General features: G+C 76.2%; 20 protein-coding genes. 2 read left to right on the plus strand and 18 right to left on the minus strand.

Features of this window, described 5'->3' with window-relative positions; all coding sequences use genetic code 11:
• Nucleotides 1-41: 41 nt before the first annotated feature.
• From fusA to ACFV6E_RS39865, 6 genes are all read right to left on the minus strand, one after another.
• A complete protein-coding gene (gene fusA / locus ACFV6E_RS39840; RefSeq protein WP_385468487.1) occupies nucleotides 42-2,120 on the minus strand; it encodes an elongation factor G in 2,079 nt (692 codons plus the stop codon).
• A gap of 575 nt (nucleotides 2,121-2,695) precedes the next feature.
• Nucleotides 2,696-3,076: a transglycosylase family protein gene (locus ACFV6E_RS39845; protein WP_385176107.1), complete on the minus strand. Its 381-nt coding sequence runs from the start codon at nucleotides 3,074-3,076 to the stop codon at nucleotides 2,696-2,698.
• 246 nt (nucleotides 3,077-3,322) lie between these two features.
• On the minus strand, nucleotides 3,323-4,384 hold the full coding sequence (locus ACFV6E_RS39850; RefSeq protein ID WP_385176110.1) for a glycosyltransferase family 2 protein: 1,062 nt from the start codon (nucleotides 4,382-4,384) through the stop codon (nucleotides 3,323-3,325).
• 28 nt (nucleotides 4,385-4,412) lie between these two features.
• Nucleotides 4,413-5,267, minus strand: a complete 855-nt coding sequence (locus ACFV6E_RS39855) for a glycosyltransferase family 2 protein (protein WP_385176129.1) — start codon at nucleotides 5,265-5,267, stop codon at nucleotides 4,413-4,415.
• A 545-nt stretch (nucleotides 5,268-5,812) separates the two neighbouring features.
• Nucleotides 5,813-6,805 carry a glycosyltransferase family 9 protein gene (locus ACFV6E_RS39860; protein WP_385176113.1) on the minus strand — a complete coding sequence of 331 codons (993 nt, stop codon included), beginning with the start codon at nucleotides 6,803-6,805 and terminating at the stop codon, nucleotides 5,813-5,815.
• Nucleotides 6,806-6,922: 117 nt separating this feature from the next.
• A complete protein-coding gene (locus ACFV6E_RS39865) occupies nucleotides 6,923-7,999 on the minus strand; it encodes an NAD-dependent epimerase/dehydratase family protein (RefSeq protein WP_385176116.1) in 1,077 nt (358 codons plus the stop codon).
• Nucleotides 8,000-8,752: 753 nt separating this feature from the next.
• Here ACFV6E_RS39865 and ACFV6E_RS39870 point away from each other — a divergent pair.
• Entirely contained in the window at nucleotides 8,753-10,033 is a 1,281-nt protein-coding gene (locus ACFV6E_RS39870) for an MFS transporter (protein WP_385176119.1), read from the plus strand.
• Nucleotides 10,034-10,107: 74 nt separating this feature from the next.
• On the opposite strand, the gene ACFV6E_RS39875 is transcribed toward ACFV6E_RS39870, so the two are convergent.
• The 12 genes from ACFV6E_RS39875 to ACFV6E_RS39930 form a co-directional block, all read right to left on the minus strand.
• Nucleotides 10,108-11,217, minus strand: coding sequence for a glycosyltransferase family 9 protein (locus tag ACFV6E_RS39875; protein ID WP_385176132.1), 1,110 nt, complete (start codon nucleotides 11,215-11,217; stop codon nucleotides 10,108-10,110).
• 179 nt (nucleotides 11,218-11,396) lie between these two features.
• On the minus strand, nucleotides 11,397-12,797 hold the full coding sequence (gene rfaE2 / locus ACFV6E_RS39880; protein WP_385176123.1) for a D-glycero-beta-D-manno-heptose 1-phosphate adenylyltransferase: 1,401 nt from the start codon (nucleotides 12,795-12,797) through the stop codon (nucleotides 11,397-11,399).
• Complete coding sequence (locus tag ACFV6E_RS39885; RefSeq protein ID WP_385468489.1) at nucleotides 12,794-13,438, minus strand: SIS domain-containing protein; 645 nt, start codon at nucleotides 13,436-13,438, stop codon at nucleotides 12,794-12,796. Before ACFV6E_RS39885 ends, rfaE2 begins: the two co-directional genes overlap by 4 nt.
• A 430-nt stretch (nucleotides 13,439-13,868) precedes the next feature.
• Nucleotides 13,869-15,140 carry a glycosyltransferase gene (locus ACFV6E_RS39890; RefSeq protein WP_385468470.1) on the minus strand — a complete coding sequence of 424 codons (1,272 nt, stop codon included), beginning with the start codon at nucleotides 15,138-15,140 and terminating at the stop codon, nucleotides 13,869-13,871.
• Complete coding sequence (locus tag ACFV6E_RS39895) at nucleotides 15,137-16,102, minus strand: glycosyltransferase (protein ID WP_385174755.1); 966 nt, start codon at nucleotides 16,100-16,102, stop codon at nucleotides 15,137-15,139. Before ACFV6E_RS39895 ends, ACFV6E_RS39890 begins: the two co-directional genes overlap by 4 nt.
• Nucleotides 16,099-17,241: a glycosyltransferase family 9 protein gene (locus ACFV6E_RS39900; RefSeq protein WP_385468473.1), complete on the minus strand. Its 1,143-nt coding sequence runs from the start codon at nucleotides 17,239-17,241 to the stop codon at nucleotides 16,099-16,101. The genes ACFV6E_RS39895 and ACFV6E_RS39900 overlap by 4 nt, the downstream gene beginning before the upstream one ends.
• Nucleotides 17,238-17,942, minus strand: coding sequence for a D-glycero-alpha-D-manno-heptose-1,7-bisphosphate 7-phosphatase (locus ACFV6E_RS39905; RefSeq protein WP_385174759.1), 705 nt, complete (start codon nucleotides 17,940-17,942; stop codon nucleotides 17,238-17,240). The genes ACFV6E_RS39900 and ACFV6E_RS39905 overlap by 4 nt, the downstream gene beginning before the upstream one ends.
• Nucleotides 17,939-19,048, minus strand: a complete 1,110-nt coding sequence (locus ACFV6E_RS39910) for a glycosyltransferase family 2 protein (protein WP_385174762.1) — start codon at nucleotides 19,046-19,048, stop codon at nucleotides 17,939-17,941. Before ACFV6E_RS39910 ends, ACFV6E_RS39905 begins: the two co-directional genes overlap by 4 nt.
• Entirely contained in the window at nucleotides 19,048-20,709 is a 1,662-nt protein-coding gene (locus ACFV6E_RS39915) for a carbamoyltransferase (protein WP_385174765.1), read from the minus strand. Before ACFV6E_RS39915 ends, ACFV6E_RS39910 begins: the two co-directional genes overlap by 1 nt.
• A gap of 75 nt (nucleotides 20,710-20,784) precedes the next feature.
• On the minus strand, nucleotides 20,785-21,747 hold the full coding sequence (locus ACFV6E_RS39920; RefSeq protein WP_385174768.1) for an NAD-dependent epimerase/dehydratase family protein: 963 nt from the start codon (nucleotides 21,745-21,747) through the stop codon (nucleotides 20,785-20,787).
• Between the two features lie 149 nt (nucleotides 21,748-21,896).
• The gene (locus ACFV6E_RS39925; protein WP_385174771.1) at nucleotides 21,897-22,466 is read right to left on the minus strand and encodes a hypothetical protein; all 570 of its coding nucleotides are present in this window, start codon (nucleotides 22,464-22,466) and stop codon (nucleotides 21,897-21,899) included.
• 300 nt (nucleotides 22,467-22,766) lie between these two features.
• Entirely contained in the window at nucleotides 22,767-22,985 is a 219-nt protein-coding gene (locus tag ACFV6E_RS39930) for a hypothetical protein (protein ID WP_385174774.1), read from the minus strand.
• A 184-nt stretch (nucleotides 22,986-23,169) separates the two neighbouring features.
• Here ACFV6E_RS39930 and ACFV6E_RS39935 point away from each other — a divergent pair, with 184 nt between their 5' ends.
• The gene (locus ACFV6E_RS39935) at nucleotides 23,170-23,475 is read left to right on the plus strand and encodes a hypothetical protein (RefSeq protein WP_385174777.1); all 306 of its coding nucleotides are present in this window, start codon (nucleotides 23,170-23,172) and stop codon (nucleotides 23,473-23,475) included.
• Nucleotides 23,476-23,507 lie beyond the last annotated feature (32 nt).

Raw genomic sequence — 23,507 nt, forward strand, 5'->3', positions numbered from 1 at the left:
GAACGGGCGGGCGGGCGGCACCTCGGATCAGCAGTCACCGGCTACCGGGACGGTGTCACCCGGGCCGCCGCGCTCGGCGCCGGGGCGTAGCCGGCGGGCCGGGTGGTGAACGTGCCCCGGCCCTGGGTGCGGCTGCGCAGCCGGGTCGCGTAGCCGAACAGCTCGGCCAGCGGCACGGTGGCGGTGATCACCGCGGTGCCCGTGCGCAGGACGGAGCCCGACACCCGGCCGCGCCGGGCCGCCAGGTCACCGAGCACCCCGCCCACGGCGTCCTTGGGCACGGTGACCGTGACGTCCGCCATCGGCTCCAGCACCACCATCTCCGCCTCCCGCAGCGCCGCACGGAGCGCGAACCGCCCGGCCGCCCGGAACGCCATCTCCGAGGAGTCCTTCGGATGGGTCGCCCCGTCGGTCAGGACGACGCTCACGCCCGTCACCGGGTGACCGCCGAGCGGCCCGGCGGACAGCGCGTCCCGGCAGCCGGCCTCGACCGCCCGGACGAACTCCTGCGGCACCCGCCCGCCGACCACCTCGGACCGGAACGCGAAGCCCGTACCGCCGCCGTCGGACGGTGCCTCCAGCGGCCGCACGTCGATGACGACATGGGCGAACTGCCCGGCGCCGCCGTCCTGTTTGACGTGCCGGTACACCAGACCCGTCACTCCGCGGACGACGGTCTCCCGGTGCGCCACCTTCGGCCGCCCGACCCGCACGGCCGGTCCCCGGTCGCGTCTGATCTTCTCCACGGCCACCTCCAGATGCAGTTCCCCCATGCCGGACAGCACCGTCTGCCCGGTCTCCGGATCGGTCCGCACGACCAGCGAGGGGTCCTCCTCGACCAGCCGTGCCAGGGCCGACGCCAGCCGGTCGGTGTCGGCACTCGTACGGGCCTCGACCGCCACCGACACCACCGGGTCCGCGACCGTGGGCGGTTCGAGGACCAGCGGTGCCGACGGCGCGCACAGGGTGGACCCGGCGCGGGCGGTCCTCAGGCCGACCACCGCGACGATGTCACCGGCCACCGCGCGCTCCAGCTCCGCGTGCCGGTCGGCCTGGATCCGCAGGATCCGGCCGACGCGCTCGGTACGCCCCGTGCCCGCGTCGAGCACCGTGTCGCCCCGGCCGAGCGTGCCCGCGTACACCCGCAGGCAGGTCAGCCGGCCCGTGGGGGTCGCGGTCACCTTGAACGCCAGCGCCGCGAACGGCGCCGCCGGGTCGGCGGGCCGCTCGTGCACCGCGCCGTCCAGGGTGCCGCGCACCGGCGGCACGTCCAGCGGCGACGGCAGGAAGGCCACCACCGCGTCCAGGAGCGGTTCGATCCCGCGGTTGCGGTACGCGGAGCCGCACAGCACCACGACGGCGTCACCGGTACGGGTCAGCTCGCGCAGCGCGGCGGCCAGCGTCGCCGTGGTGAGCGCCGACTCCGCGCAGAACTCCTCCAGCGCGGCGGGGTGCAGTTCCGCCACCGCCTCCTCCAGGATCCGGCGGCGCCGGAGCGCCTCCTCCCGCAGATGGTCCGGTACCGGCCCCTCCTCCATCGCGCCGCCGTCGGCCCACACCAGGGCCCGCATGCGCAGCAGATCCACCACTCCGGTGAACGCGCCCTCCGTACCGATGGGCAACTGGACGGCCAGCGGCACCGGGTGCAGCCGCTCGCGGATCGACTCCACCGCCCGGTCGAAGTCCGCTCCGGCCCGGTCCAGCTTGTTCACGAAGCAGATCCGGGGCACACCGTGCCGGTCGGCCTGCCGCCACACCGACTCGCTCTGCGGCTCGACGCCCGCGACGGCGTCGAACACCGCCACCGCGCCGTCGAGCACACGCAGCGAGCGTTCCACCTCGTCGGCGAAGTCGACGTGGCCGGGGGTGTCGATGAGGTTGACGCGGTGACCGTCCCAGTCGCAGCTCACGGCCGCGGCGAAGATGGTGATGCCGCGGTCGCGCTCCTGGGGGTCGAAGTCGGTGACGGTGGTGCCGTCGTGGACCTCGCCCCGCCGGTGCGTCGCGCCGGTGAGGAAGAGGATGCGCTCGGTCACCGTCGTCTTGCCGGCGTCGACGTGGGCGAGGATGCCGATGTTGCGGACGGCGGTGGTGCCACTGCCAGTGGTGGCGGTGGCGATGGTGCCGGTAGTGGCGTCGGTGACGGCACTGGTGAGTCGAGGCTGTCGGTGCAGGTCGTTGCGCACGGCCCGGGGCCTTTCGGGATGTTTCCGAACAGGGGCGGCGCGATTGCCGGGACGAGGCGGAACCGGAGAAGTGCGGAACCGAAGGGGTGCGGAACCGGCGAAGTCCTCGGGGAGGCCGAGGTCAGGCGCTCGTCACGGATATCCGGTACCGGCCGCGCGGCGGGCACCGGACGCACGGAGACACGAGGATCACCTCGTACCGCGACCGGACAGGGGTGACAGCGGTGCGGTGTCGCACGGCCCTCTCCCCTCGCTCGGCACGGCGCGCGCCCCGGGTGGCGCGCGGCTGCTGAAGACTGTAGGGAACGCCTGGAGCGCGGCGCACCGCATTTTTTCGGAGCGGGTGCGGGTGCGGGCGCGGCCGAGGCGGAGGGGAGAGGGGAAGGAGCGGGGAAGGGAGGGGGCTCGCGGGCCCGGCCGCGGGGCGGCCGGGAAGGCGTCAGGTGGCGCAGGTCAAGGCGGGCCGGGAAGGCGTCAGGTGGCGCAGGTCAAGGCGGGCCGGGAAGGCGTCAGGTGGCGCAGGTCCAGGCGTTCATGCCCTGGAGGTCCGCCAGCCGCTCGGCGACGGCGATCTGCTCCTGTTTGGTCGCGAGGTCCGCCCGCGGGGCGTATTTGCGGCCGCCCGCGGCCTCCCAGCTCGACTGTTTGAACTGGAGGCCGCCGTAGTGACCGTTGCCCGTGTTGGCCTGCCAGTTGCCGCTGGACTCGCACTGGGCGATGGAGTCCCAGTCGGTGAGGAACCCCACTGGGTCCGCGGCATGGGCGGCGGGTGCCGACACCGTCAGCGCGGCGACGGCCGCGACGGTGACCGGCAGGAAAAGGCTCGTCACCAGTGAGTTCAGACGGGCCGTGATGCGGCCGACCAGCTCAAATCTCGGATGTGAAACCATGTCAAGTGACCCTAGAAGCCTCCCTGGGGGGTTGCGCCTGTTCTGAGGCTGTTCAGGTGAGAAAGATGAGGCACGTGGGTGAGTCCTGGGGGCGGGGGCCTGACGATTGGGGCCTCGCTCGACGTGGCGGCGGGCGTCGGCCGATGTGACCGCAGGCGTCGGCCGATGTGACCGCAGGCGTCGGCCGATGTGACCACGGGCGTCGGCCGATGTGACCACGGGCGTCAGCCGATGTAGCGGCGGGCGTCAGCCGATGTAGCGGCGGGCCGTGGAGGTGAGGCGGGCCTTTTCCAGGGCGGCCAGCCGGGCCTCGATCTCGGCGGGGACCGGGTCGCGTTGGGCCAGCACCCAGGGAAGCCCCGCCAGCGCCCGGCCGAAGGCGCGCACCGACGCCCGGTCCTTCGGCACCGTGCGCATCAGGTACAGGGTGCGGCGCAGGGCCGCCCGCCAGGGCCGGCGCAGCCAGGTGAACCACAGCGTGTTGCGCAGTCCCAGGACCCGCCGCTCGGTGCTGTCGCGCGCCTCCGACGCGGCATGATGGATCGTCAGCTCCGGTACGTAGCTGAGCCAGTGGCCCTGCCGGAGCAGGTCGGTGGCGAGCAGTTCCTCCTCCCCGCCGAGCCACAGCCCCGGGTGGAACCCGCCCGCGGTCCGGAACACGTCGGTACGCAGCACGGTCGCCGCCGCGAGGAAGGAGCCGAGCGCGGGCCCCGGCAGCCAGTCGGGCCCGGTGAGCGGCGAGTCGCGCAGTTCGGCGACGACGGGATCCTCCTCGCCCGAAGGTTCCACGAGGATGCGGGCCGTCACGGCGGCGAGCGGGGGATGCGCGTCGAGCAGGTCCGCCGCCCTGGTCAGCGCCCCCGGCTCCCACCAGGTGTCGTCGTCGCAGAAGGCGACGTAGGGGGTGGTGACGTGGCGGACGGCGAGGTTGCGGCCGACCGCGCCCAGGTTCCGTCCCGGGCACAGCAGCAGTACCTCGGGGAACTCGCGGGCGACGGCGTCCGCGGTGCCGTCGGCGGACGCGTTGTCCGTGACGATGACCTGCGGCCGCTCCGGGAGTTCGCGCAGGATCCGCAGGGTGCGCAGCAGTTCGGGGCGGCGGTCGCGGGTGATGACGACGACGCTGGTACGGGGGTCGGACGTCCCGCCCTCCGTGTTCCCGTCCCCGTCCTCGTGCCCGTACGCCGTGGCGTCCGGGCCGTGGGCGGCGGACCGGACGTCGTCCCGGGGCGCTGTGCCGCCGGCGCGGGAACTGTCGGTCCCAGGGGCGTGGGCGCGGGATGTGCGGAAGCTGGGGGTGTCGGTCATCGCGGCTCGTCCTGTGTCGTCGGCGGATTCACGGGGGCGTACGGTCCAGCAGCCGGGCCGCGTTCTCGACCGGGGCGGGCAGGGGTCTGCGGGCCCGGAGCGCGGCGGGCAGCCGGGCGGCCGTGCCGCGCAGCGCCCGCGCGGCGCCCGGTTCCCGGCGGACGGCGGCCACCGCGAGGCGGGCGGTGCGCCGCAGGGCGGTCGTGAGCGGCCGCCGCAGCCAGGCGGTCAGCAGCGCGTTGCGGTACTGGACCACGACGCGCCCGGCCCGTTCCCCCGGCTCGGGGTGGTGCCGGGCGGTCACCGACGGCTCGTACGTCACTCCCCAGCCGCGGGCCGCGAGGTCGTAGGCGAGCAGGGTCTCCTCGCCGCCGAAGAACAGCACCTCGTGGTAGCCGCCGGCGTCGAGGAAGGCGTGGCGGCGGGTCACCGCGGCGCAGGCGAGGAAGCCGAGCACCGGACGGCCGGGCAGGTCGGCGGCGGGGCTCAGGGGCGAGTCCGCGAGGACGGCGTTCAGCGGGTCCTCGGCGCCCTCCTGGCCGACCAGGGTGCGGGCGGCGAGCAGGCCGAGGCGCGGGTGGGCGTCCAGCAGGTCGGCGGCGGCGTCCAGGGCGCCGGGTTCCCACCAGGAGTCGTCGTCGCTGAAGGCGACATAGGGGGTGGCGGCGTGGCGGACGGCGAGGTTGCGGCCCAGGGCGCCGGTGTTGTGTCCGGCGGCCAGCAGTGTCGCGCCGACGGGGTGGGCACGGGCCGCGGCGACGGTGCCGTCGGCGGAGCCGTTGTCCACGACGATGACGGGCGGCCGTTCCGGCAGCGCGGCCAGCCGGTCCAGGGTCCGCAGCAGACTGACGCGACGGTCCCGGGTGATCACGGCAACGGTGATCCGCCCGCCGGGACGCCCGCCGGGACGCCCGGCCGAACGGCCGGCAGGTCGGCCGGCAGGTCGGCCGGCAGAAGGGCCCGCAGAGCGGCCGGACAGCGCGGAGGAGCCGTCGGCGACGGGCCCCTGTCGCACCGCCGCTCGCTCCGACGCGGGACCGCCGGTGCCGGGACGCTCCCGCGCGACCGCCCGCCCCGGCACGGCGCCGTCGCCGATGCCGATGCCGATACCGATGCCGATGCCGATGCCGATGCCGACGGGACGCTCTCGCGCCGCCCTGCCCGGCGCAGCGCCGTCGTCGTCGGCTGCTGCGGCGGTGGTGGCGGCGGCGGTGGCGGTGGCGGTGGTGGCGGCGGCGGTGGCGGTGGCGGTGGTGGTGGTGGCGGCGGTGGCGTAACGCTCTTCCGCCGCCGCTCCGCCCGACTCACCACCGTCACCGGCAGACCGTCCTCTCGTCGTCGTGTCGTCCGGCGAGGGGCGGGTGCCGGGGGACGCGCGGCTCGCGGTGGGGGTGGTCGTGTGGGTTCCGTCGCCGGGCGTCAGGTTGTTCATGTGGTCTCCTGGAGCAGGTGCCGTACGGCGCGTACCGCGCTCTGGGCGGTGACGCCGCCGGGTCCGGCCGCCGCGCCGGGGCCCCCGTAGTCGCCGGGGAACGCGCTGGGCACCCCGTACGGGCTCCGGCTGTCGGCGGACGCCGCGTCCGCCGGTGCGAGGAGCGGGACCACCGGCGTGCCGGTCGCGGCGGCGAGATGGGCGGACGCGGTGTTCCCTGCGACGACGGCGTCCGCCGCGCGCAGCACGCCGGACAGGGTCCGCGGATCGGTGTGGCCCCCGAGGTCGACGGCCGTGTCCCCGCTGACGAGACGGGTCAGGGCCGCCTCCTCCGGGCCGCCGGTGACGACGACGCGGTGCCCCGCGTCCGCCAGCAGAGCCACCGCCTCCGCCCACCGCTCCGTTTCCCAGGCACCGTCCGGCGCACCGGAACCAGGGTGTACGGCGACATAGGGGCCGTTGCCGGTGAGGCCGGTCGTGTCGGGCGCGGGCAGGACACGCAGCCGCCCGTCGTCACCGGCCCGGGGCGGGAAACCCAGCGCGGCGGCCACGTCACGGGCCGTCTGTGCCGGGTGCCGGTCCGGCCGCCGCCGGTGCCGTACGTCGAGGAGACCGCCCGTGTCGTCGCGGTCGTCGTCGACGGCGGCCCCGATCCGCCGCACCCCGGCCGTCCGCAACAGGAGCGCGGTGGGCAGCGGGCTCTGCCGGCCGCCGGTGAGGACGAGCGCGACGTCGTACGCGCCCTGCCGCAGACGTCCGACGATGCCGTCCGGGTCCGCCTCGTCCACCGCGGGCGGGCCGCCGTCGTCGTCCCAGGGCGCCTGCCACACCAGTACGTCGTCGACGTGCGGCAGCAGCCGCGCGGCGGGCGCGCCGCGCGGACCGCACCACATCGTCACCGACCCCGCTCCCCCGGCCACCGCCCGGACGGCCGGGCCCGCGAGCAGCACCCCGCCGAAGCCGCCCGGCCGCACGACGAGCGCCCTCACCGGGACCACGTCCCACCGCCGGTCCCGCCGCCGGTCCCGCCGGGCCCGCCGCTCCCGCCACTCCTGGCGGCCGATGCGATGGTCCGGTCACGGTCACCGCCGCGGTCACCGCCGCCGTCACCAGGAGCACGCATGCCGGCGCCCTCCCTCGGTGCCGCCCGACGGGCCGGCCGCGCCGGCCGGGTGCCGGAGCGGCCAGCCGTTCGCCGCGAGTTCGGAGAAATGGGCGATGGTGCGCTTGAGCCCCTCCTCCCAGCCCACCTTCGGCTGCCAGCCGAACAGCTCCCGGGCGAGGGTCGGATCGGGCCCGCGCCGTGCGTCCTCGCCGGGCCCGGTGTCCACGTGGGTGAGGGGCGAGCGCGAGCCGGTCAGCTCGATCACCCGGCGGGCGATGTCCCGCACGCCCGTCTCCTCGCAGCCGCCGATGTCGACCGGCCGTACGGACCGGCTCGCGGCCACCAGCAGCACGCCGTCGACGGTGTCGTCCACGTAGCAGAGCGACCGCGTACGGGTGCCGTCACCGGCGACGGTCACCGGTTCGCCGGCCAGCGCCTGCCGGACGAAGACCGGCACCACGTGGCCGTCGTCCGCCCGCATCCGGGGCCCGTAGCTCCCGAAGATCCGCACGATCCCGGCGTCCAGCCCCCTGGCCCGCACGAAGGCGGTGGTCAGGGTTTCGGCGAAGCGCTCGGCCCCGTGGTGCCCGAGGTGCGCCCCGGACGGCTCGGGCGGGTCGTCGGACGCCCCCTGGTACGCGGAGGCGAGCAGGAAGCGCGCGCCGTCACGGTCGGCGGCGGTCAGGGCGTTGCGGGTACCGGAGCCGTCCGCCTCCGGCATCCGCGACGGGCGATCGAGGCTGTCGACGGGACCGGCGGAAACGGCGGGGACGGCTGGAACTGCTGGAACTGCTGGAACGGCGAAGTGCAGTACCAGGTCGTACCGGCCGTCCAGCGCGTCCAGGCAGCGGGGATCGGCCACGTCGTGTTCCAGGAACCGGAAGCCGGGGCGGCCGGTCAGGTGCGCGATGTTGCCGGGCGAACCGGAGGACAGGTCGTCGAGACAGGTGACGCCGACGCCCGCGTCGAGAAGGCGCTCACAGAGGTGGGAGCCGAGGAAACCGGCGCCTCCGGTCACCAGGGCCCGCCGCCAGGCAGGCCGCGTCGTCCACGGCGTGGTGAACGTCGGCGGCGTCATGTGCACGGCCTTCCTTCCATCGGTGAACGTCGGTGAACAGCGGTGCATGCCGGTGGACGGCGGCCACTCGGAGACACCGGCCGCCACCGAGCGACAACGACCACCGGCCGACAACGACCGCCACCGAGCGACAACGACCGCTACTGACGACCACCGACCACTACCGGCGGCCACCGGCAGCCGCGCGGGGACGTCTGTGGCGGGGTCCTCAGCGGGTCGCTCTCATCGTCGGACGTACCGTCCGGCTCTGCCACACGGGACGGGCGGGCGGGGCATGCGCCGCCGTCGGCCGGCGTGGCGACGGTGTGGCGATCCTCACGGCCAAAGGCCCCTTGCACGCGCCCCGCACCCCGTCGCCGCGAACCCTGTGAGCAACCCCACCATGACCGCCAAATTCCCTCCACATAGGCGCACTTGAAGACTTCCGGCGCCCTGCCGAGAAGCGCTCGCCGAGGACTCGGCACCCCCGTCTGCCACCATGGTCGTCGCCGTGCCCGGAGAGCCCGTACGCCCCCCGTCACCTCATCCAGGGGACGACCTCCCGGACGGCACAGCCCCGACAGATTCGGCGGAGTCGCCGCGCAGCGAAGCCGGCGTTCCCACGCCCCGCCGAACCCCCTCCTGAGTCGGTCCGCGACTCGTCTCCCCACCGAGTGGCCCACTGTGTCTTCCTCCCCTTCCTCTCCCCCCTCCCCCTCTTCGTCGTCCTCCGCGCCGAGCCGCTCCCCCTGGCGTTCGCTGCGGTACCGCAGCATGCGCTGGTGGTCCGTCGCGAACTTCGTGTCGAACGCCGGTACGTGGATGCAGCTCACCGTGCAGAACCTGCTGGTCCTCCAGATCACCGGGTCCGCCGCCGCGACGGGTCTGTCCATGTCGGTGCAGGCCGCGCCCGCGCTGCTGGTCAGCGTCGCGGGCGGGGCGGCCGTCGACCGCTGGCCCCGCAAGCTGACCGCCTCCGTCAGCCAGGCGCTGCTGGGCGTGATCGCCGCCACCACCGCCCTGCTGGTGGCCTTCGACCGGCTCGACCTGACCGCCCTGCTCGCGCTGGCCGCCGTCACCGGCCTCATCGCCACGGTCGACGGTCCCGCGTGCTCCCTGCTGGGCAACGACCTGGTCCGGGCGGAGGACGTCCCCTCCGCCATCGGCGTGGGCTCCCTGGTGCACAGCGCCGGGCGGCTCGCGGGCACGGCGCTGGCCGGTGTCACCGTCGGCTTCCTCGGCACCGCCGCCGCCTACGCCGCCAACGCAGTCTCCTTCGCCTTCGTCGCCTCGGTCATCCCCTTCCTGCGGCCCGCGTACGGGGCCGCCGAGCGCCGTCTGACGAAGGCGGCCGCCGCCGTACCGGCCCAGCGCGGTACGGAGGCCGCGGCGGGCGAGGACATGACGGTGCGCGAGGGTCTGCTCTTCTTCATGCGCCGCCCGCGGCTGGTCGCGCTGGCCGGTATCACCGGCATCAGCGCGGTCTTCGGCCGCAACTACCAGCTCACGCTCGCCGTCCTCGTCACCGGGCCGCTGGCCGGCGGCGCCGGGACCTTCGGCACGGTGTCGACGGTCCTCGCGGTCGGCGGCATCCTCGGCGCCGTGCTCGGCGCCCGGCTGCGCCGGCCCTCCGTACGGACGGTGGGCGTCCTGGCCGCCGCGGGAGGCTTGCTCCAGGTGGTGGCGGGGCTCTCCCCGTCGCTGGCCGTGCTGCTGGTCCTCGTGCTGCCCATGGCGGTGGTGGAGTCCGTCTCCGACACCGCGGGCACGACCGTCCTCCAGACCGACCCGCCCGCGCACCTGCGGGGCCGCGTGCTGGGCGTCTGGGGCAGCATCAGCACCGGCTGGGGCCTCGCCGGGCCGCCGGCCCTCGGTCTGCTGATGGAGGTGGCCGGGGCGCGCGGCGCGCTCGTCGCCGGCGGGCTGCTGATCGCCGGTGTGGTCGGCGCGGGCCACCTGCTGCGCAAGCGCCGGGTACGGGCCACCGCGCCGGTAATCCTGCGCACCGGGGACCTCGACGGCGCGGTACAGCCGGGCCTGAGCACCGCCGCCTGAGCATCGGCGCCTCGGCGTCCCTCCGCCCGCCGCCCGAGCGCCCTTCGAGCCTCCTCCGCGCGCCTACCCGTCCGTCACCGTCCTGCCCGTCGTACGACACCGGACCGTACGGCGGGCAGCGCGCTGCCCGGGGCACTTGCCGATTTCGACTCCGGCTTCGACTCCGGTTCCGGCTCCGGCTCCGGTAGTGCCTCCATCGCCGCCACGACCTCGTCGGCGGTGATCCGCAGCAGCCGTTCGTCGGGGACTCGGCCATGCGCGTCACCAGGCCGGGTCACCTCGTCCGCCGTCCCGCCGGGATGCCACAGCACCCGGTGGCGCGCGCGGGCGGGCGGGCCCCACAGCCGGGGTGCGACCGGGCCGAAGAGGACCACGGACGGGGTACCGAGCGCCGAGGCCAGATGGGCGAGCCCGGTGTCCCCGACCACCACGCAGCGCGCCCCGGCGACGAGCGCGGCGAGCCGGTCGAACGGTACGTCACCGGTGCCGCCCCACACCGCGCCGGGCGGCAGCCCCGCCTCCGCCGCCACCCGGCGGGCCAGGTCCGCCTCCCCCGCCCCGGCCGTCACGACCACCTCGTGCCCGCGGCGGTGCGCCCGGCGCGCCACGGCCGCGAACCGCTCCGGCGGCCAGCGGCGGGCCGCGGCGTCGGCACCGGGGTGCACGACGACGGCGCCGGGCGCCGGGGAGGGCGTCGCGGGCGGCCGGATCCACAGTTCGTCCGGGTCGGCCGCGATGCCGTACCAGGCGAGGAGGCGGCACCAGCGGGCGCGTTCGTGCTCGTCCTCGTGCCATTCGGGGCCGGGGACGCCGGGCGTGCCGGGGTGCGCGTAGGCGAGGAGCCGCCGGGGTTTCAGACGCTGGAGGAGCAGGTGGCTGGGCGGGCCGTTGCCGTGCAGGTCCACCGCGAGGGCGGGCGGGGGCCCAGTCCAGGGCAGGTCCGCCGGTACCGCCCGTCCGGCGGCGGAGGCGGGCAGCAGCCGGTCGACGAGGCCGGTCGCGTCGGCGGCCGGGGTCAGCCGTCCGGGCGCGGCGAGCACGATCTCGTGTCCGGGCAGGTGCCGCCGCAGCGCCCGCAGGGCGGGCACCACGGTCAGCAGATCGCCGAGCCCGAGCGCCCGCAGCACGAGGACGCGGGGCCGGGGCCCTGGCCGGGGCCGAACCGTGTCCGACGCCGTGCCCAGCCGCGGGCCCTGCCGCGCGTCCGGCGCCGTGCCCAGCCGCGCGCCCGGCTCCGCGCCCGACTCCGCGCCCAGCCGCGCGCCCGGCTCCGCGCCCGGCTCCGCGCCCAGCCGCGCGTCCACTTCGAGGTCCGCGTCCACGGGTGTCCCTCCTCGGCGGTGGTCGTCCGGTGCGTACGGCCTCACGGGCCGCCCGGTGGCAGGGGTGCGGCGGCCTGAGCCGCGCGGCGGGCGAGCAGGGTGGTGGAACGGCCGTCGAGGTAGGGCAGGACGACGGCCTGTCCGCCCCAGCCGCGCAGCACCTCGGCCTCGGGCAGGCCCTGCACCGAGTAGTCGCCGCCCTTGACCCACACGTCGGGCCGCAGCCGCTGGAGCAGGGCCTCGGGGGTGTCCTCCGCGAAGACGGCGACGGCGTCGACGCTGCCGAGGGCGGCGAGGACGCGGGCGCGGTCCGCGACCGGGTTGAGCGGGCGCCCCGGGCCCTTGCGGCGGGCGAGGGAGGCGTCGGAGTTGAGGCAGACGATGAGGCAGTCGCCGATCCGGCGGGCGCTCTCCAGCAGACCGACGTGGCCGGCGTGCAGCAGGTCGAAGCAGCCGCCGGTGGCGACGACGGTGCCGCCGCGGGCCCGGACGCGTTCCGCGAGGGCGAAGGCGTCCGTACCGGGCTCCGCGTCGAAAAGGGTCTCGGCCCGCGCGCGCCACAGTGCGGGGTTGCCCGCGCCGCCCGCCGACACGAAGGCGGCGGCCTCGGCGGCGGCCCGCTGGAGGGCCTCTTCCGGGAGCGCGCCGTCGGCGAGGGCCGCGGCCGTCGTGGCGGCGAAGCAGTCGCCGGCGCCGCACGGGTCGCCGGTGGCGCGGTACGGCGCCGGGACCAGCATCGGCGTACCGGTGCCGGGTCCGGCGAGGAGCACGCCGCGCTCGCCGAGCGTCACGGCGACGCCCGCGACACGCCAGCGTCCGGCGAGTTCGGTGGCGCGCTCGGCGTACGCGCGCAGGGTCTCGCCGTCGCCGGGGCACAGCGCGCGGGCCTCGGCGGCGTTCGGGGTGACGAGCCGGGCGCCGGGGACGGGGGCACCGCCCCTGGGGTGCGGGTCCCAGACCATCGGGGTGCGCGGGGCGACGGCCGCGAGGTGGTCGCGTACGGCGTTCGCGGTGTGCCGTCCGTAGTCGGCGACGAGGACGGCGTGGGCCTGGGCGAGGGCGTCCCGTACGGCGTCGCCGGGTGCGCCGGGGGTGCCGCCGCCCCGGTCGATGCGGACGACGGGCCGGCCGCCGGCCAGGACGCGGGTCTTGACCGGCAGGGTGCCGTCCAGGGGCAGTTCCACGAGCCGGACCCGGCCGTGCAGTTCCCGGCGTACCGCTTCGCTGGCGGGGTCGTCGCCAAGGGCGGTCACCAGGACGACTTCGCGGCCGCCCCGGGCGGCGAGCGCGGCGGCCAGGCCCGCGCCGCCGGGGTGACGCCGTTTGCCGGTGACGTCGACGACGGGGGCGGGGGCGTCCGGGGAGAGCCGGGTGGCGACGCCCTCGATGTCCTCGTCGAGCAGGACGTCACCGACGACGACGAGCGGCTGCGGGCCCTTCACGGCGTCGGCCAGTGGGACGGGACCACGCGAGTCGCCACGGCACCGGCCGCGGCCGGCACCGGGGTCAGGGCGGCGTCGAAGCTCTCGCAGAGCAGGTGCACGGCCACGAGGTGGGCCTCCTGGACGGTCGCCGTGCGGTCGGAGCGGATGGTCAGGGCGTCGTCGGCGGCCTCCGCGAGCGGGTTGGGCGCGGGGCCGGTCAGCGCCCAGACGCGCAGTCCGGCCGCGCGTCCGGCGACGGCCGCCGTGATCAGGTTGGCGCTGCGGCCCGAGGTGGACAGCAGCACGAGGACGTCGCCGGGGCGGCCGTGCGCGGCGACCTGCCGGCTGAAGACGTGGTCGTAGCCGTAGTCGTTGCCTATGGCGGTGACGCTGGAGGTCTCCGCGTGCAGGCTGATGGCCGAGTAGGCGGGGCGCTCCCGGCGGTAGCGTCCGACGAGTTCCGCGGTCAGGTGCTGGGCCTGGGCGGCGCTGCCGCCGTTGCCCGCGGCCAGCAGCCGGCCGCCGGCGGGCAGCACGGCGGCGAGCCTGCCGCCCCACTCCGCGATCCGGCCGAGGCCGTCGCCGCGGAGGCTGTCGAGCGCTTGCTCCAGTGACCGGCAGTGCGCGTGCGCGGCATCGAGTTCGGGTGACTGGCTCATGCTGATCGGGTACGCCGCGTCACCGGGGACGACGACGGCACCCGCACCTCCTTCGGGCATCGGAACTCCGCGGCCGACCGGCCGGAACGGGGAACGGGAACGGTGGCCGGGCACGGTGGACGGGCACGGCAGGCGGAACGCGTCGATGGCCCGCAGCCGGGCACGGCGGACAGGCCGCACCACCGGCCCGCAGCCAGGCACGCGCCCCCGCCCACCGGCGCCCGCAGCCAGGCACGACGCACACGGCCCACCGGCAGCACGCAGCCGGGCACGGCACACTCGGTCCGCCCGCAGCCCACCGCCAGGCACGGCAGACACAGCCCACCCGCCCGCAGCCTGCAGCCCGCCACGGCGGACCCGGCCCACCGGCAGCCCGTTGCCGGGCACGGTGAACACCGCGCCCCGGTGTCTCGGAGTCTCGGTGTCCCGGTCACGCCGGTACGGCCGCTTCCGTGTCGAGGACCGCGCAGTACGCGGCCTCCGTGGCCACCGCGACGCGTTCCCAGCAGTACCGGCGAAGGGCCCGGCGGCGGCCCGCCGCCCCGCACGCCTCGCGGGCCGCCGGGTCGGCGAGGAGTTCGCCGACGGCGCGGGCGAGGGCGTCGACGTCGCGCGACGGGACGAGCCGTCCGGTGTCCGGGTCGGCGACCGTGTCGAGCTGGCCGCCCACCGCGCTGGCGACGACCGGCCGGCCGCAGGCCATCGCCTCCAGCGGGACGATGCCGAACGGTTCGTAGTCGGCGGGGCACACCACCACGTCGGCGCCGCGCAGCAGCGCGGGTACCTCCGCGCTGGGCACGCCGCCCGTGAAGCTGACCCGGTCGGCGACGCCCGCCTCGTGGGCGACGCGGCGCAGCCGGCGCACCTCGGGGTCGGTGTCGAGCGAGGCGGCCGGCGGGCCGCCGACCACGAGGAGTTCGGTGTCGGGCAGCAGCGCGAGAGCCCGTACGGAGACGTCGGCGCCCTTGCGCGGGACCAGCCGGCCGAGCTGGAGCAGCCGGTGCGGGCGGGCCCCCGGCGCGGCCGCGGGACCGTGCGGGGTGAACAGGTCGGTGTCGACGCCGCACGGCACGATGCTGACGCGGCCGACCGGGACGCCCATCCGGCCCAGTTCGGCGACCTCGTCCCAGCAGGTGGCGATGATCCGGTCGCAGCCGAGACCGACCTCGGTCTCCAGCGCGATCCGGCGCGGCGGGCTGGTGTCGGCGAGCTGCTGGTGCCGCCGCTTCACCGTGCCGAGCGCGTGGTACGTGTGCAGCAGCGGCAGGCCGAGTTCGCGCGCCGCGCGCAGCGAGGCGAGCCCCGACATCCAGAAGTGGGAGTGCACCAGGTCCGGTGAGCGGGCCCGCCAGGTGCGGGCCAGGTAGTGGCCGAAGTCGCCCATGTGGGGCAGGAGTTCGTCCTTGGGCAGCCGCTCGGGCGGTCCGGCGGGTACGTGGTGGACCCGCACGCCGGTGCGCAGCGCCACCTGGTCGGGCAGGTCCCGTGCGTCGCGGCGGGTGTAGACGGTCACCCGGTGGCCCCGGTCGGCGAGCGCCCCGGCCAGCGCGGCGACGTGCACGTTCTGGCCGCCGGCGTCGACCTCGCCCAGCGCGGCGAGCGGGCTGGCGTGCTCCGAGACGAGCGCGATCGACAGGGCACCGGGCGGGAACGGCCCGGGGCCGGGGCCGCCGGAGTCGAAGGGGGCGGGGGTCGGGTTCATGAGCACGCCTCCGTCATCACGCGCTCCCAGTCGTTCAGGAAGCGCTTGAGCCCATACCGTTCGAGGGCCGCCTGCCGGGCGCGGGCGCCGTCCGCCGCCGCGGCCTCGGGATCCTCCAGATAGCGCCGGGCCGCCCGGGCGAGCACGCCGGGGTCGGTCGACAGGGTGCCCGTGCCGGGCGGTACCGCCTCGACCGCCTCGGTGGTGGCGAGGGCCACGACCGGCATGCCCAGGTGCATCGCCTCCAGCAGGGACAGGCCGAGGGAGGTCCAGCGCACCGGGTGCAGGTACAGGCGGCGTTCGGCGAGGGCGGTGTGCAGTTCGCCCTGCGGCAGGTCGGCGGTGCGGCACCGGTCCGCGGACAGGCCGAGGTGGCGGGCCAGTCCCTCGGTGCGCATGCCGAAGACGTCGAGCGGTGCCGCCTCGGCCAGCGCGGGCAGCAGGTCGGTGCCGGTGTACCGGCCGCGCCGTACGGGTTCGTTCACGACGACGGCCGCGCGGGCGAGCCGGCCGGTGTACTGGTGCCCGGGGTCGACGATGCCGTGCTCGACGACCTCGGTACGGGTGCCGCCGCAGTCCCAGAACAGCCGGTTGAAGTGGGTGACGTGGACGAGCGTCAGGTCGTCGCGGTCCGCGCACGGGTGCCGGGTGTCCGGTACGCCGCCGTCGGGGGCGTTGTGTTCCAGGTAGACGGCGGGCAGGTCGCGTCCGGGCCGCCGGCCGCCGAGCCAGCGCTCGGCGAGTCCGAGCTCGTGCGGCCGTTGCAGCAGGACCAGGTCGACCGGTGTCTCGCGCAGCTCCTCGGGGGTCACCTCCCGTACCGAGGCGGGCCAGGAGAAGGTGCGGGCGCGCCCGAGCCCGTCGGGGTCGCGGGCCGGTGTGACGGGGACGAGGTAGGTGTGCGGGCCCTGGACGAAGGCCGTGGTCCAGGAACCGTGCACGTGCCACAGCAGGATGTTCATACGGTCGCTCCTCGTTCCGTTTCGGCGCCGCCGTTCGGTCCGTGCGGGGGCCGGGCGCGGCGGCCGTCCGGGGCGGTCCGGCGGGCACGGGCGGCGCGTCCTTCGCCGCCGAGCGCCGCCACGGCGGCCAGGACCTCGGCGTCGCCCACTCCGTCGAGGCAGGGGTGGCCGGGCAGCGGGCAGTGCCGGGCCCTGCTCCGCGCGCACCCGGCGTCCTGATCGCCGAGGAGCACGTGCGGCACGCCGTACGGTCCCCAGCGCTCGGCAGGCACGACCGGCGCGAACAGGCAGGCGACCGGTGTGCCCACGGCGGCGGCGAGGTGCGCGGGACCGGTGTTCCCGGCCACCACCACGCGGGCCGCGGCCAGGACACCGGACAGCGTCCGCAGGTCGGTGGCCCCGCCGAGGTCGAGCCCGTGCCCGCCCGCGACCTTCGCGGTCAGGTCCCGTTCTCCCGGCCCGCCGGTCACCACGACCCGGTGGCCCGCGGCGGCCAGCGCGGCGACGGCGCGGGCCGCCCGCCCGGGGCTCCAGGCACGGGCCGGTACGGCGGCGCCGGGGTGCAGCACCACGTACGGTCCGGCGCCGGTGAGGTGCGTGGTGTGCGGCGGGGTGTGCACGCGCAGCGCGCCGTCGTCACCGTCGCCGTTCCCGTCGCCGCCGGGCAGCGTGAAGCCGGCGTCCCGGGCCAGGTCCAGGGCGGCCAGGGCCTCGTGCCGGTGGGGCAGCCGGTGGTGCCGCAGATCGAGCAGGGCACCGGGATAGTCCTCGCTGTCCGCGGCGATCCAGCCGATCCCGGCGAGCCGCAGCAGCAGCGCGACCGGCAGCGGGCTCTGGTGGTACGAGACCAGCACCAGGGCACGGTCGAAGCGCCCGGCCGTCAGCGCGTGCAGCAACCGGCGCGTCTCCACCCGCGACACCGGAGGCGGTTCGAGACCGACCCAGGGCGCGTCGAACTCGATGACCTCGTCGACGCCCGGCAGCAGCCGCGCCGCCTGCCCGCCCTGCGGGCCGCACAGCAGCGCGGTGTGCGCGGAACCGGCGGCCACCGCGCGGACGGCGGGCCCGGCGAGCAGCACGTCACCGGCGCTGTCCAGCCGGACGACGAGCGTACGGGGCCGTGGTCGGGAACCGCTCATGTCCCCTCCCCCACGACACCCCGCGACGGCGCCTGACGGCCCGCTGACGGGCGGTTCGCCGTCACGTCGAGGGCCAGGCGGACCGCGGCCAGCAGATCGGTGGCCACGGTGGGGGCGGACGCCGTCTCCCCGGGGCGGGTGACGGGGGTGGGGACCAGCACGCCCCGGGCCCCGGCCGCGTACGCCGCCGCGACGTCGGCGCCGATGTCACCGATGACGACCGCCCGCCCGGCGGGCACGCCGAGCCGCGCGCAGGCGGCCAGGACCAGGCCGGGCGCGGGTTTGCGGCACGCGCAGCCGTCGCCGGGGCCGTGCGGGCAGACCGCCCACACGGCGAACGGTCCGAGCAGCTCCTCCACCCGCCGCCGTACGGCGTCCACCTGGCGGTGCGTGAGCAGGCCGCGGGCGACGCCGGACTGGTTGCTGACGACCCCGACCGGGATGCCCCGGGCGCGTACCGCGTCGACGGCCTCGCGTGCCGTGGGCATCGGCTCGACCCGTGCGGGGTCGCCGTTGTAGGGCACGTCGGTGACGAGCGTGCCGTCGCGGTCGAAGAGGACGGCCGCCGGAAGCGCGTCGTTCCGTTCGCCGTGCGTCGCGTGCGGGCGGGCCGCCGCGGGCCCGTCGGTCAGCCAGGGCCCGGCGGCCGTCCGTACGGGCGGTCGCGGGCGGGGGCGGGGGGAGAGCGGTGGGCCGGTCATGGGCGTACCCGTTCCTCGGCGGGCCGCCGCGGCGGCAGCGCGGACTCGCCCGCCCCGGCCGGGCGGAACGGCGCGGTGCCGCGGTGCGCGAGCTGCCCGCGCAGCCAGTGCCAGCTCGCGGCGGGCGGGATGAGCACGCTGGTCAGCGTCATGGCGGCGGTCTCGTCCCGGGTCCACGGCCCCGGGACGATCCGGGCCAGCGCGAACTCCGCGGTACCGGCCAGCCAGGCGGCGGCGCACGCCGCGGCGAACCGGTGGCGGCCGAGCGCGGCGCCGGTCAGCGCGGCCGCCGCAGCCGTGGTCACCGCCAGATGGCGGGGCAGCCGGCCGCGCGGCGCCCGCGCCCTGAGCCACCAGTCACGCCCGTGGATCCGGGTCATCAGGACGTCGTCCGCGTTGCCCACCTGCGAACGCAGGGAGACCCAGCGCCCCGCGGGACGTACCGGGTGGGTCGTGGTGCGGTCCCCGGCGGACACCGTCCAGCCCGCGCCGAGCACCCGCAGCGCCAGGTCGGCGTCCTCCCGGAAGGCCCGCCGGAAGCGTTCGTCGAAGCCGCCGACGGCCTCGAGCGCCGCACGCCGGTACGCCATGTCGGCGGTGATCCACCGGGCGGTGGCGAGTCCCGCGGTGCTGCGCTCCCAGTCCGTGGGCGGCCGGTGCGCGGGCAGCGGCACCACGATGCGGGCGGTGACCGCGGCGGTCCGCCGGGTCGCCGCCGCCAGGTCGAGCGCGAGATCGCGGGCCCACGCCGGTCCGGGCACCACGTCGTCGTCCAGGAAGACGATCCACTCCACGGGTCCGGCGGCCCGCCAGCCGGTGTTGCGGGCCGCGGCGGGCCCGGCGGCGGCGCCCCGTACGACGGTGGTGATGTCGCTCAGCGAGGCGGGGACGGCCGCGGTGAGCGGCGGGCCGCCGGGGTCGGGGCGGTCGTCGACGAGGACCACCCGGACCGGCCGCGGGTCCCCGGCGAGGGCCAGCGCGCGCAGACAGGCACGCAGACTGGGCCGCCCGAGGGTCGGAACCACCACGGCGTACGCACCACCGTGCGTGTCGTCCGGTACGGCGTCCCTCGCGTCGCCCGGTATCGCCTCGTCCCGGCCGCTCATCACGCACCCCCGTCGTCGCCGGTGCGGAAGAGGTCCTGGCGGCGGATCGCGTACGGGCCGATGGCCAGCAGGTCCACCGGCGAGGAGCCGAAGCACTCCAGGGCGTCGCGCGGGTCGTCCACCATGGGCCGGCCCGCCGTGTTGAGGCTGGTGTTGACCACGACGGGCAGTCCGGTGAGCCGTTCGAACTCGGTGAGCATGCGCGCGACCAGCGGCTCCCGTGCCGGGTCGACCGTCTGGATGCGGGCGGTCCCGTCGACGTGCACGACGGCCGGGATGCGCTCGCGCCAGCCGTCGGCCACGTCGTGCACGAACAGCATGTACGGGCTGGGCAGCGGTCCGTCGAAGATCCCGGGGGCCCGGTCGGCGAGCACCATGGGCGCCACCGGCCGGAACTGCTCGCGTCCCTTGACGTCGTTGAGCCGCTCCAGGTTGCCCGCGTGCCCCGGGTGGGCGAGCAGCGAGCGGTGCCCGAGCGCCCGGGGACCGTACTCGCTGCGCCCCTGGAACCAGGCGACGATGCCGTTGTCCGCGAGCGTGGCCGCCACGGTCGCGGCGATGTCCGCCGGCTTCTCGAACGGCACGGCGGCCGTCTTCAGCCAGGCGCCGAGTTCCGCGTCCGCCCAGTCGCGGCCCAGGTCGGCGCCCGTCATGGGCTCGGGCTCGTCCCCGGCGCCCGCGGCGAGCAGCAGGGCGCTGCCGAGCGCGGTGCCCGCGTCACCGGCGGCCGGCTGCACCCACACCCGGGAGAACGGGCCCTCGCGGGCGATCCGCGAGTTGGCGACGCAGTTGAGGGCGACGCCTCCGGCGAGGGTGAGCACACTGTCGTGGGTCCGGCCGTGCAGCCAGCGCGCCAGGTCGAGCAGCGTCTCCTCCAGGACGGCCTGGGCGCCGGCGGCCACGTCGGCGTGGTCCTGGGTCCACGCCTCGTCCTTGCCGCGCGGTGCGCACAGTTCGTGCCAGGGCACGGCGGTGGCCCGGAAGCCGCCGTCGCCGGTGGGGTACACATGGCGGCGCAGTTCGGCCAGCATCCGCGGGGTGCCGTGGGAGGCGAGCGCCATCACCTTGAACTCGTCGGAGGAGCGCAGGAAGCCGAGGTGCTCGGTGAGTTCCTCGTAGACCAGGCCGAGCGAATGGGGCAGATCCTGCGCGTACAGCGGCTCGAGCCGGTCGCCGGTGCGGTGCGCGGCCAGGTGCGAGGCGCGTTCCCCGCGGCCGTCCAGGACCAGTACGGAGGAGTCCCCGGCGTCGGGCGCGGCGAAGGCGCTCGACGCGGCGTGCGCCATGTGGTGCGGCACGAAGCGGACGAGGGCGGGGTCGAGGCCCGGCAGCGCGGCCCGCAGGAACTCCGGGGCCTGTCGCGCGTACGTCTGCCGCAGCTGGTCCCAGGGGTCGTCGAGGCCCATCTCCCCTGCGGGAAGCGCGAGTTGAGGATCGTAGGAGTAGGCGACGGCGTCGAGGTCCTGCGGGCGCAGGCCGGCCCGTTTCAGACACCAGGCGGCCGCCTGCTCGGGGAGTTCCCAGGCGGAGAACGGCACCGGTCGCTTCCCGTGCTTGCGCCGGGAGAACCGCTCCTCCTCCGCGGCGGCGACCGTCCGCCCGTCGATCACCAGGGCGGCGGCGGGGTCGTGGAAGAGTGCGTTGATTCCGAGGATGCGCATAGGTGGATCCCAGGTCGTTCGTCGGTGTCGCCGGAGCCGTGCGGGCGCCGGCCGGGGAGGCGTCGCCTGCGCCCGTCAGCGGTCCTGCCCGTCGCGGAACCAGGCGATGGTGCGCCGCAGCCCTTCCTCGGCGGTCACCCGCGGTTCCCAGCCGAGCTTGTCGCGGGCCAGGGTGATGTCGGGGCAGCGCACGGCCGGGTCGTCCGTCGGCCGTTCGATGAAGCGGATCTCGGAGGAGGAACCGGTGAGTTCGATGACGAGAGCGGCCAGTTCCAGCATGGTGAGCTCGGCGGGGTTGCCGATGTTGACCGGGCCGCGCATGCCGTGCGCCGCCGCCGCGAGGATGCCGCCGACGGTGTCGTCGACGTAACACAGCGACCTGGTCTGGCGCCCGTCGCCGGTGACGGTGAGGGGTTCGCCGTCCAGCGCCTGCCGCACGAAGGTCGGTACGGCGCGTCCGTCGTGCCCGCGCATACCCGGACCGTAGGTGTTGAACAGCCGCACGATGCCGGTGTCGGTGCCCTCCGTCTCGGCGTGCGCGGTGGTCAGTGCCTCACCAAAGCGTTTCGCCTCGTCGTAGACGCTGCGCGGGCCGACCGGGTTCACATGGCCCCAGTACCGCTCGTCCTGCGGGTTCTGCTCCGGGTCGCCGTAGACCTCGGACGTCGAGGCGAGCATGAAGCGGGCCTCGCAGCGGTGGGCCAGCTCCAGGGCGTGCCGGGTGCCGAGGCTGCCGGTCTCCAGGGTGTGCAGCGGCAGCCGCAGATAGTCGGCCGGGGACGCCGGGGAGGCGAAGTGCAGTACGAGATCGGGCGGGCGCGAGACGCGCAGGCCCTCGGCGACGTTCGCCTGCACCAGGGTGAAGCCGGGGCGGTCGAGCAGCGGGGTGACGTTCTCCGTCCGGCCGGTGCTGAAGTCGTCCACGCACGTCACGGCGGCACCCGCGTCGAGCAGCGCCGCGCACAGGTGCGAGCCGACGAATCCGGCGCCGCCGGTGACCACGGCGTGTTCCCAGTCCCGGGTGAAAGCGGTACTCATCCAGATCTCCTCCGTACCCGGCGACGGCCGGTCGGGCAGCTTGCGATCAGCGTCCGTCGGACGAGCGCCACCGGCTCGGTGGTGTAGGGCAGACGGATGAATCACGCAGGGTGAGGAGACCGCGGGCGCGGGGCGGAAGGCAGCGAGGATCAGGCGGACTGTGCCTGGCCGGGGCCCAGGCGTTCGGTGAGCGCGGCGCGGTGGAGGTCGGCCACCGGCGCGAGCAGGTCCGGGTGGCGCAGCAGCGCCGCGGCGCGCCGGTCGCGGGCGTCGGGCGAGACGAGCCTCTGGAACTCGGCCGGCAGGCCGGTGGCGTGGCCGCAGTCGGCGACGGCGGACACCGCACGGCCGGCCAGCTCCGGGTCACCGAGCAGACAGGCCGCCCAGCTCGCCACCACCTCGTCCACCCAGGTACGCCACGCCTGGGGCGACGGGCCCGCCTCGTCCAGTGGATCGTCGGACGGGTCCGGCAGGTCCGCCCGGTCCGCGGGACCCCGCGCGCCGGACAGCCGGTCCAGGCGGGCGGATCCCCCGGGTCCGGCCAGCGCCACCAGCGCGGCGTCGGTCGCCGTCGGATAGCGGAGCCAGGCGGCGACGGTCACGGCCTGCCGGGCCTGCACCTCGGTCAGCGCGGCGTCCAGCGCGCCGCCGCCCGCCGGATAGGCACGCGTCAGCCACTGCGCGGTCGCCGCGATGAGCGGCGAGAGATCTGCGAACACACCGAACCACCCGGACCTTGGGCACACCAGCACAGCGACACACCCGACGCACCCGACTCGGCGACACACGCGACACATACGGCACACGCACCTGCACATGCGCACGCACACCGGCGTACGGGCCCACCGACGTACGGGCCCGTCGGCGCGACCGCCACAGCGACACATCGGTCCGGAAAAGGTAGTGCCCGGCTCCCGCCCGCGCCCAGTGACCGGAACCACTGAACAGGCGTGTCCTGAGACACATCAAGTGCGGGACGGCTCTGGCCGGCGGAACGGTCTCAGTGGCGGGACGGCCGCTCAGGCACGGGACGGCGGCCCCTGCTCCCCGTCCCGGCCGCGGCCGTCCCGCCCCTCGAAGGCCCGCCGCACCCCGGCCCCCTCGTCCTCCACCAGCCCCTCGCGCTCCGGAAGGTCGAGCACGGCCCCGCAGTGCGCGCAGACACTCCCCTCACCGGCGGGCGTCCCGCACGCCTTGCAGTACCCCGCGACCTGCTCCGCCGGACGTTCCTCGGCCATGACTGCCTCCTGCCTCCGCTCGTGACCGGTCGCGTACGCATCCCGTACGCGTCCCGTAGGGAGCGACGTGTACCCGCGCCGCGTCCGGCGACTCGCGCCCGGTACGTGTCCGTCCGCGTTCCGAGGGCAATCGGATGCCGGAAGGACGACGACGAGGGAGCGACGAGGGAGCAGGGGACGGCAAGTGACCGCGAAACCGGAGACACAGCGATCCCCGGCCGGGCCGACCGGGGACGAGCACACCGCCTGGGAGGACGTGCGGCGCCGCGCCACGGGGATGACGCACCACGAGGCGAAGGCGGCCCGCGACAGCGCGCGGGAGGCCGCGGAGTCCGTCTCCCCCGGCGGCCGCGAGGCGGTGCGCGCCTGCGCGGAGGCCGAGGAGTGGGAACGCATCACCGACGCCCTCGCCGACCACGCCGGGACGTACGACCCGGACACGGACCCGTTCGTACAGGGCGAGCAGGAGGCCCGGACGCATCGTCACTGAGGCGACGCCCGGCCCGTACCGGCTCGTGAGGA

This window comes from Streptomyces sp. NPDC059785 (assembly GCF_042732375.1).
In the GTDB taxonomy this organism is placed as follows: Bacteria; Actinomycetota; Actinomycetes; order Streptomycetales; family Streptomycetaceae; genus Streptomyces.

Excerpts from the sequence above, each read along its gene's own strand:
- ACFV6E_RS39845 (WP_385176107.1), bottom strand. The coding sequence starts at position 3,076 with ATGGTTTCACATCCGAGATTTGAGCTGGTCGGCCGCATCACGGCCCGT.
- ACFV6E_RS39850 (WP_385176110.1), bottom strand. The coding sequence starts at position 4,384 with ATGACCGACACCCCCAGCTTCCGCACATCCCGCGCCCACGCCCCTGGG.
- ACFV6E_RS39865 (WP_385176116.1), bottom strand. The coding sequence starts at position 7,999 with ATGACGCCGCCGACGTTCACCACGCCGTGGACGACGCGGCCTGCCTGG.
- ACFV6E_RS39870 (WP_385176119.1), top strand. The coding sequence starts at position 8,753 with ATGCGCTGGTGGTCCGTCGCGAACTTCGTGTCGAACGCCGGTACGTGG.
- ACFV6E_RS39885 (WP_385468489.1), bottom strand. The coding sequence starts at position 13,438 with ATGAGCCAGTCACCCGAACTCGATGCCGCGCACGCGCACTGCCGGTCA.
- ACFV6E_RS39890 (WP_385468470.1), bottom strand. The coding sequence starts at position 15,140 with ATGAACCCGACCCCCGCCCCCTTCGACTCCGGCGGCCCCGGCCCCGGG.
- ACFV6E_RS39895 (WP_385174755.1), bottom strand. The coding sequence starts at position 16,102 with ATGAACATCCTGCTGTGGCACGTGCACGGTTCCTGGACCACGGCCTTC.
- ACFV6E_RS39900 (WP_385468473.1), bottom strand. The coding sequence starts at position 17,241 with ATGAGCGGTTCCCGACCACGGCCCCGTACGCTCGTCGTCCGGCTGGAC.
- ACFV6E_RS39905 (WP_385174759.1), bottom strand. The coding sequence starts at position 17,942 with ATGACCGGCCCACCGCTCTCCCCCCGCCCCCGCCCGCGACCGCCCGTA.
- ACFV6E_RS39910 (WP_385174762.1), bottom strand. The coding sequence starts at position 19,048 with ATGAGCGGCCGGGACGAGGCGATACCGGGCGACGCGAGGGACGCCGTA.
- ACFV6E_RS39915 (WP_385174765.1), bottom strand. The coding sequence starts at position 20,709 with ATGCGCATCCTCGGAATCAACGCACTCTTCCACGACCCCGCCGCCGCC.
- ACFV6E_RS39920 (WP_385174768.1), bottom strand. The coding sequence starts at position 21,747 with ATGAGTACCGCTTTCACCCGGGACTGGGAACACGCCGTGGTCACCGGC.
- ACFV6E_RS39930 (WP_385174774.1), bottom strand. The coding sequence starts at position 22,985 with ATGGCCGAGGAACGTCCGGCGGAGCAGGTCGCGGGGTACTGCAAGGCG.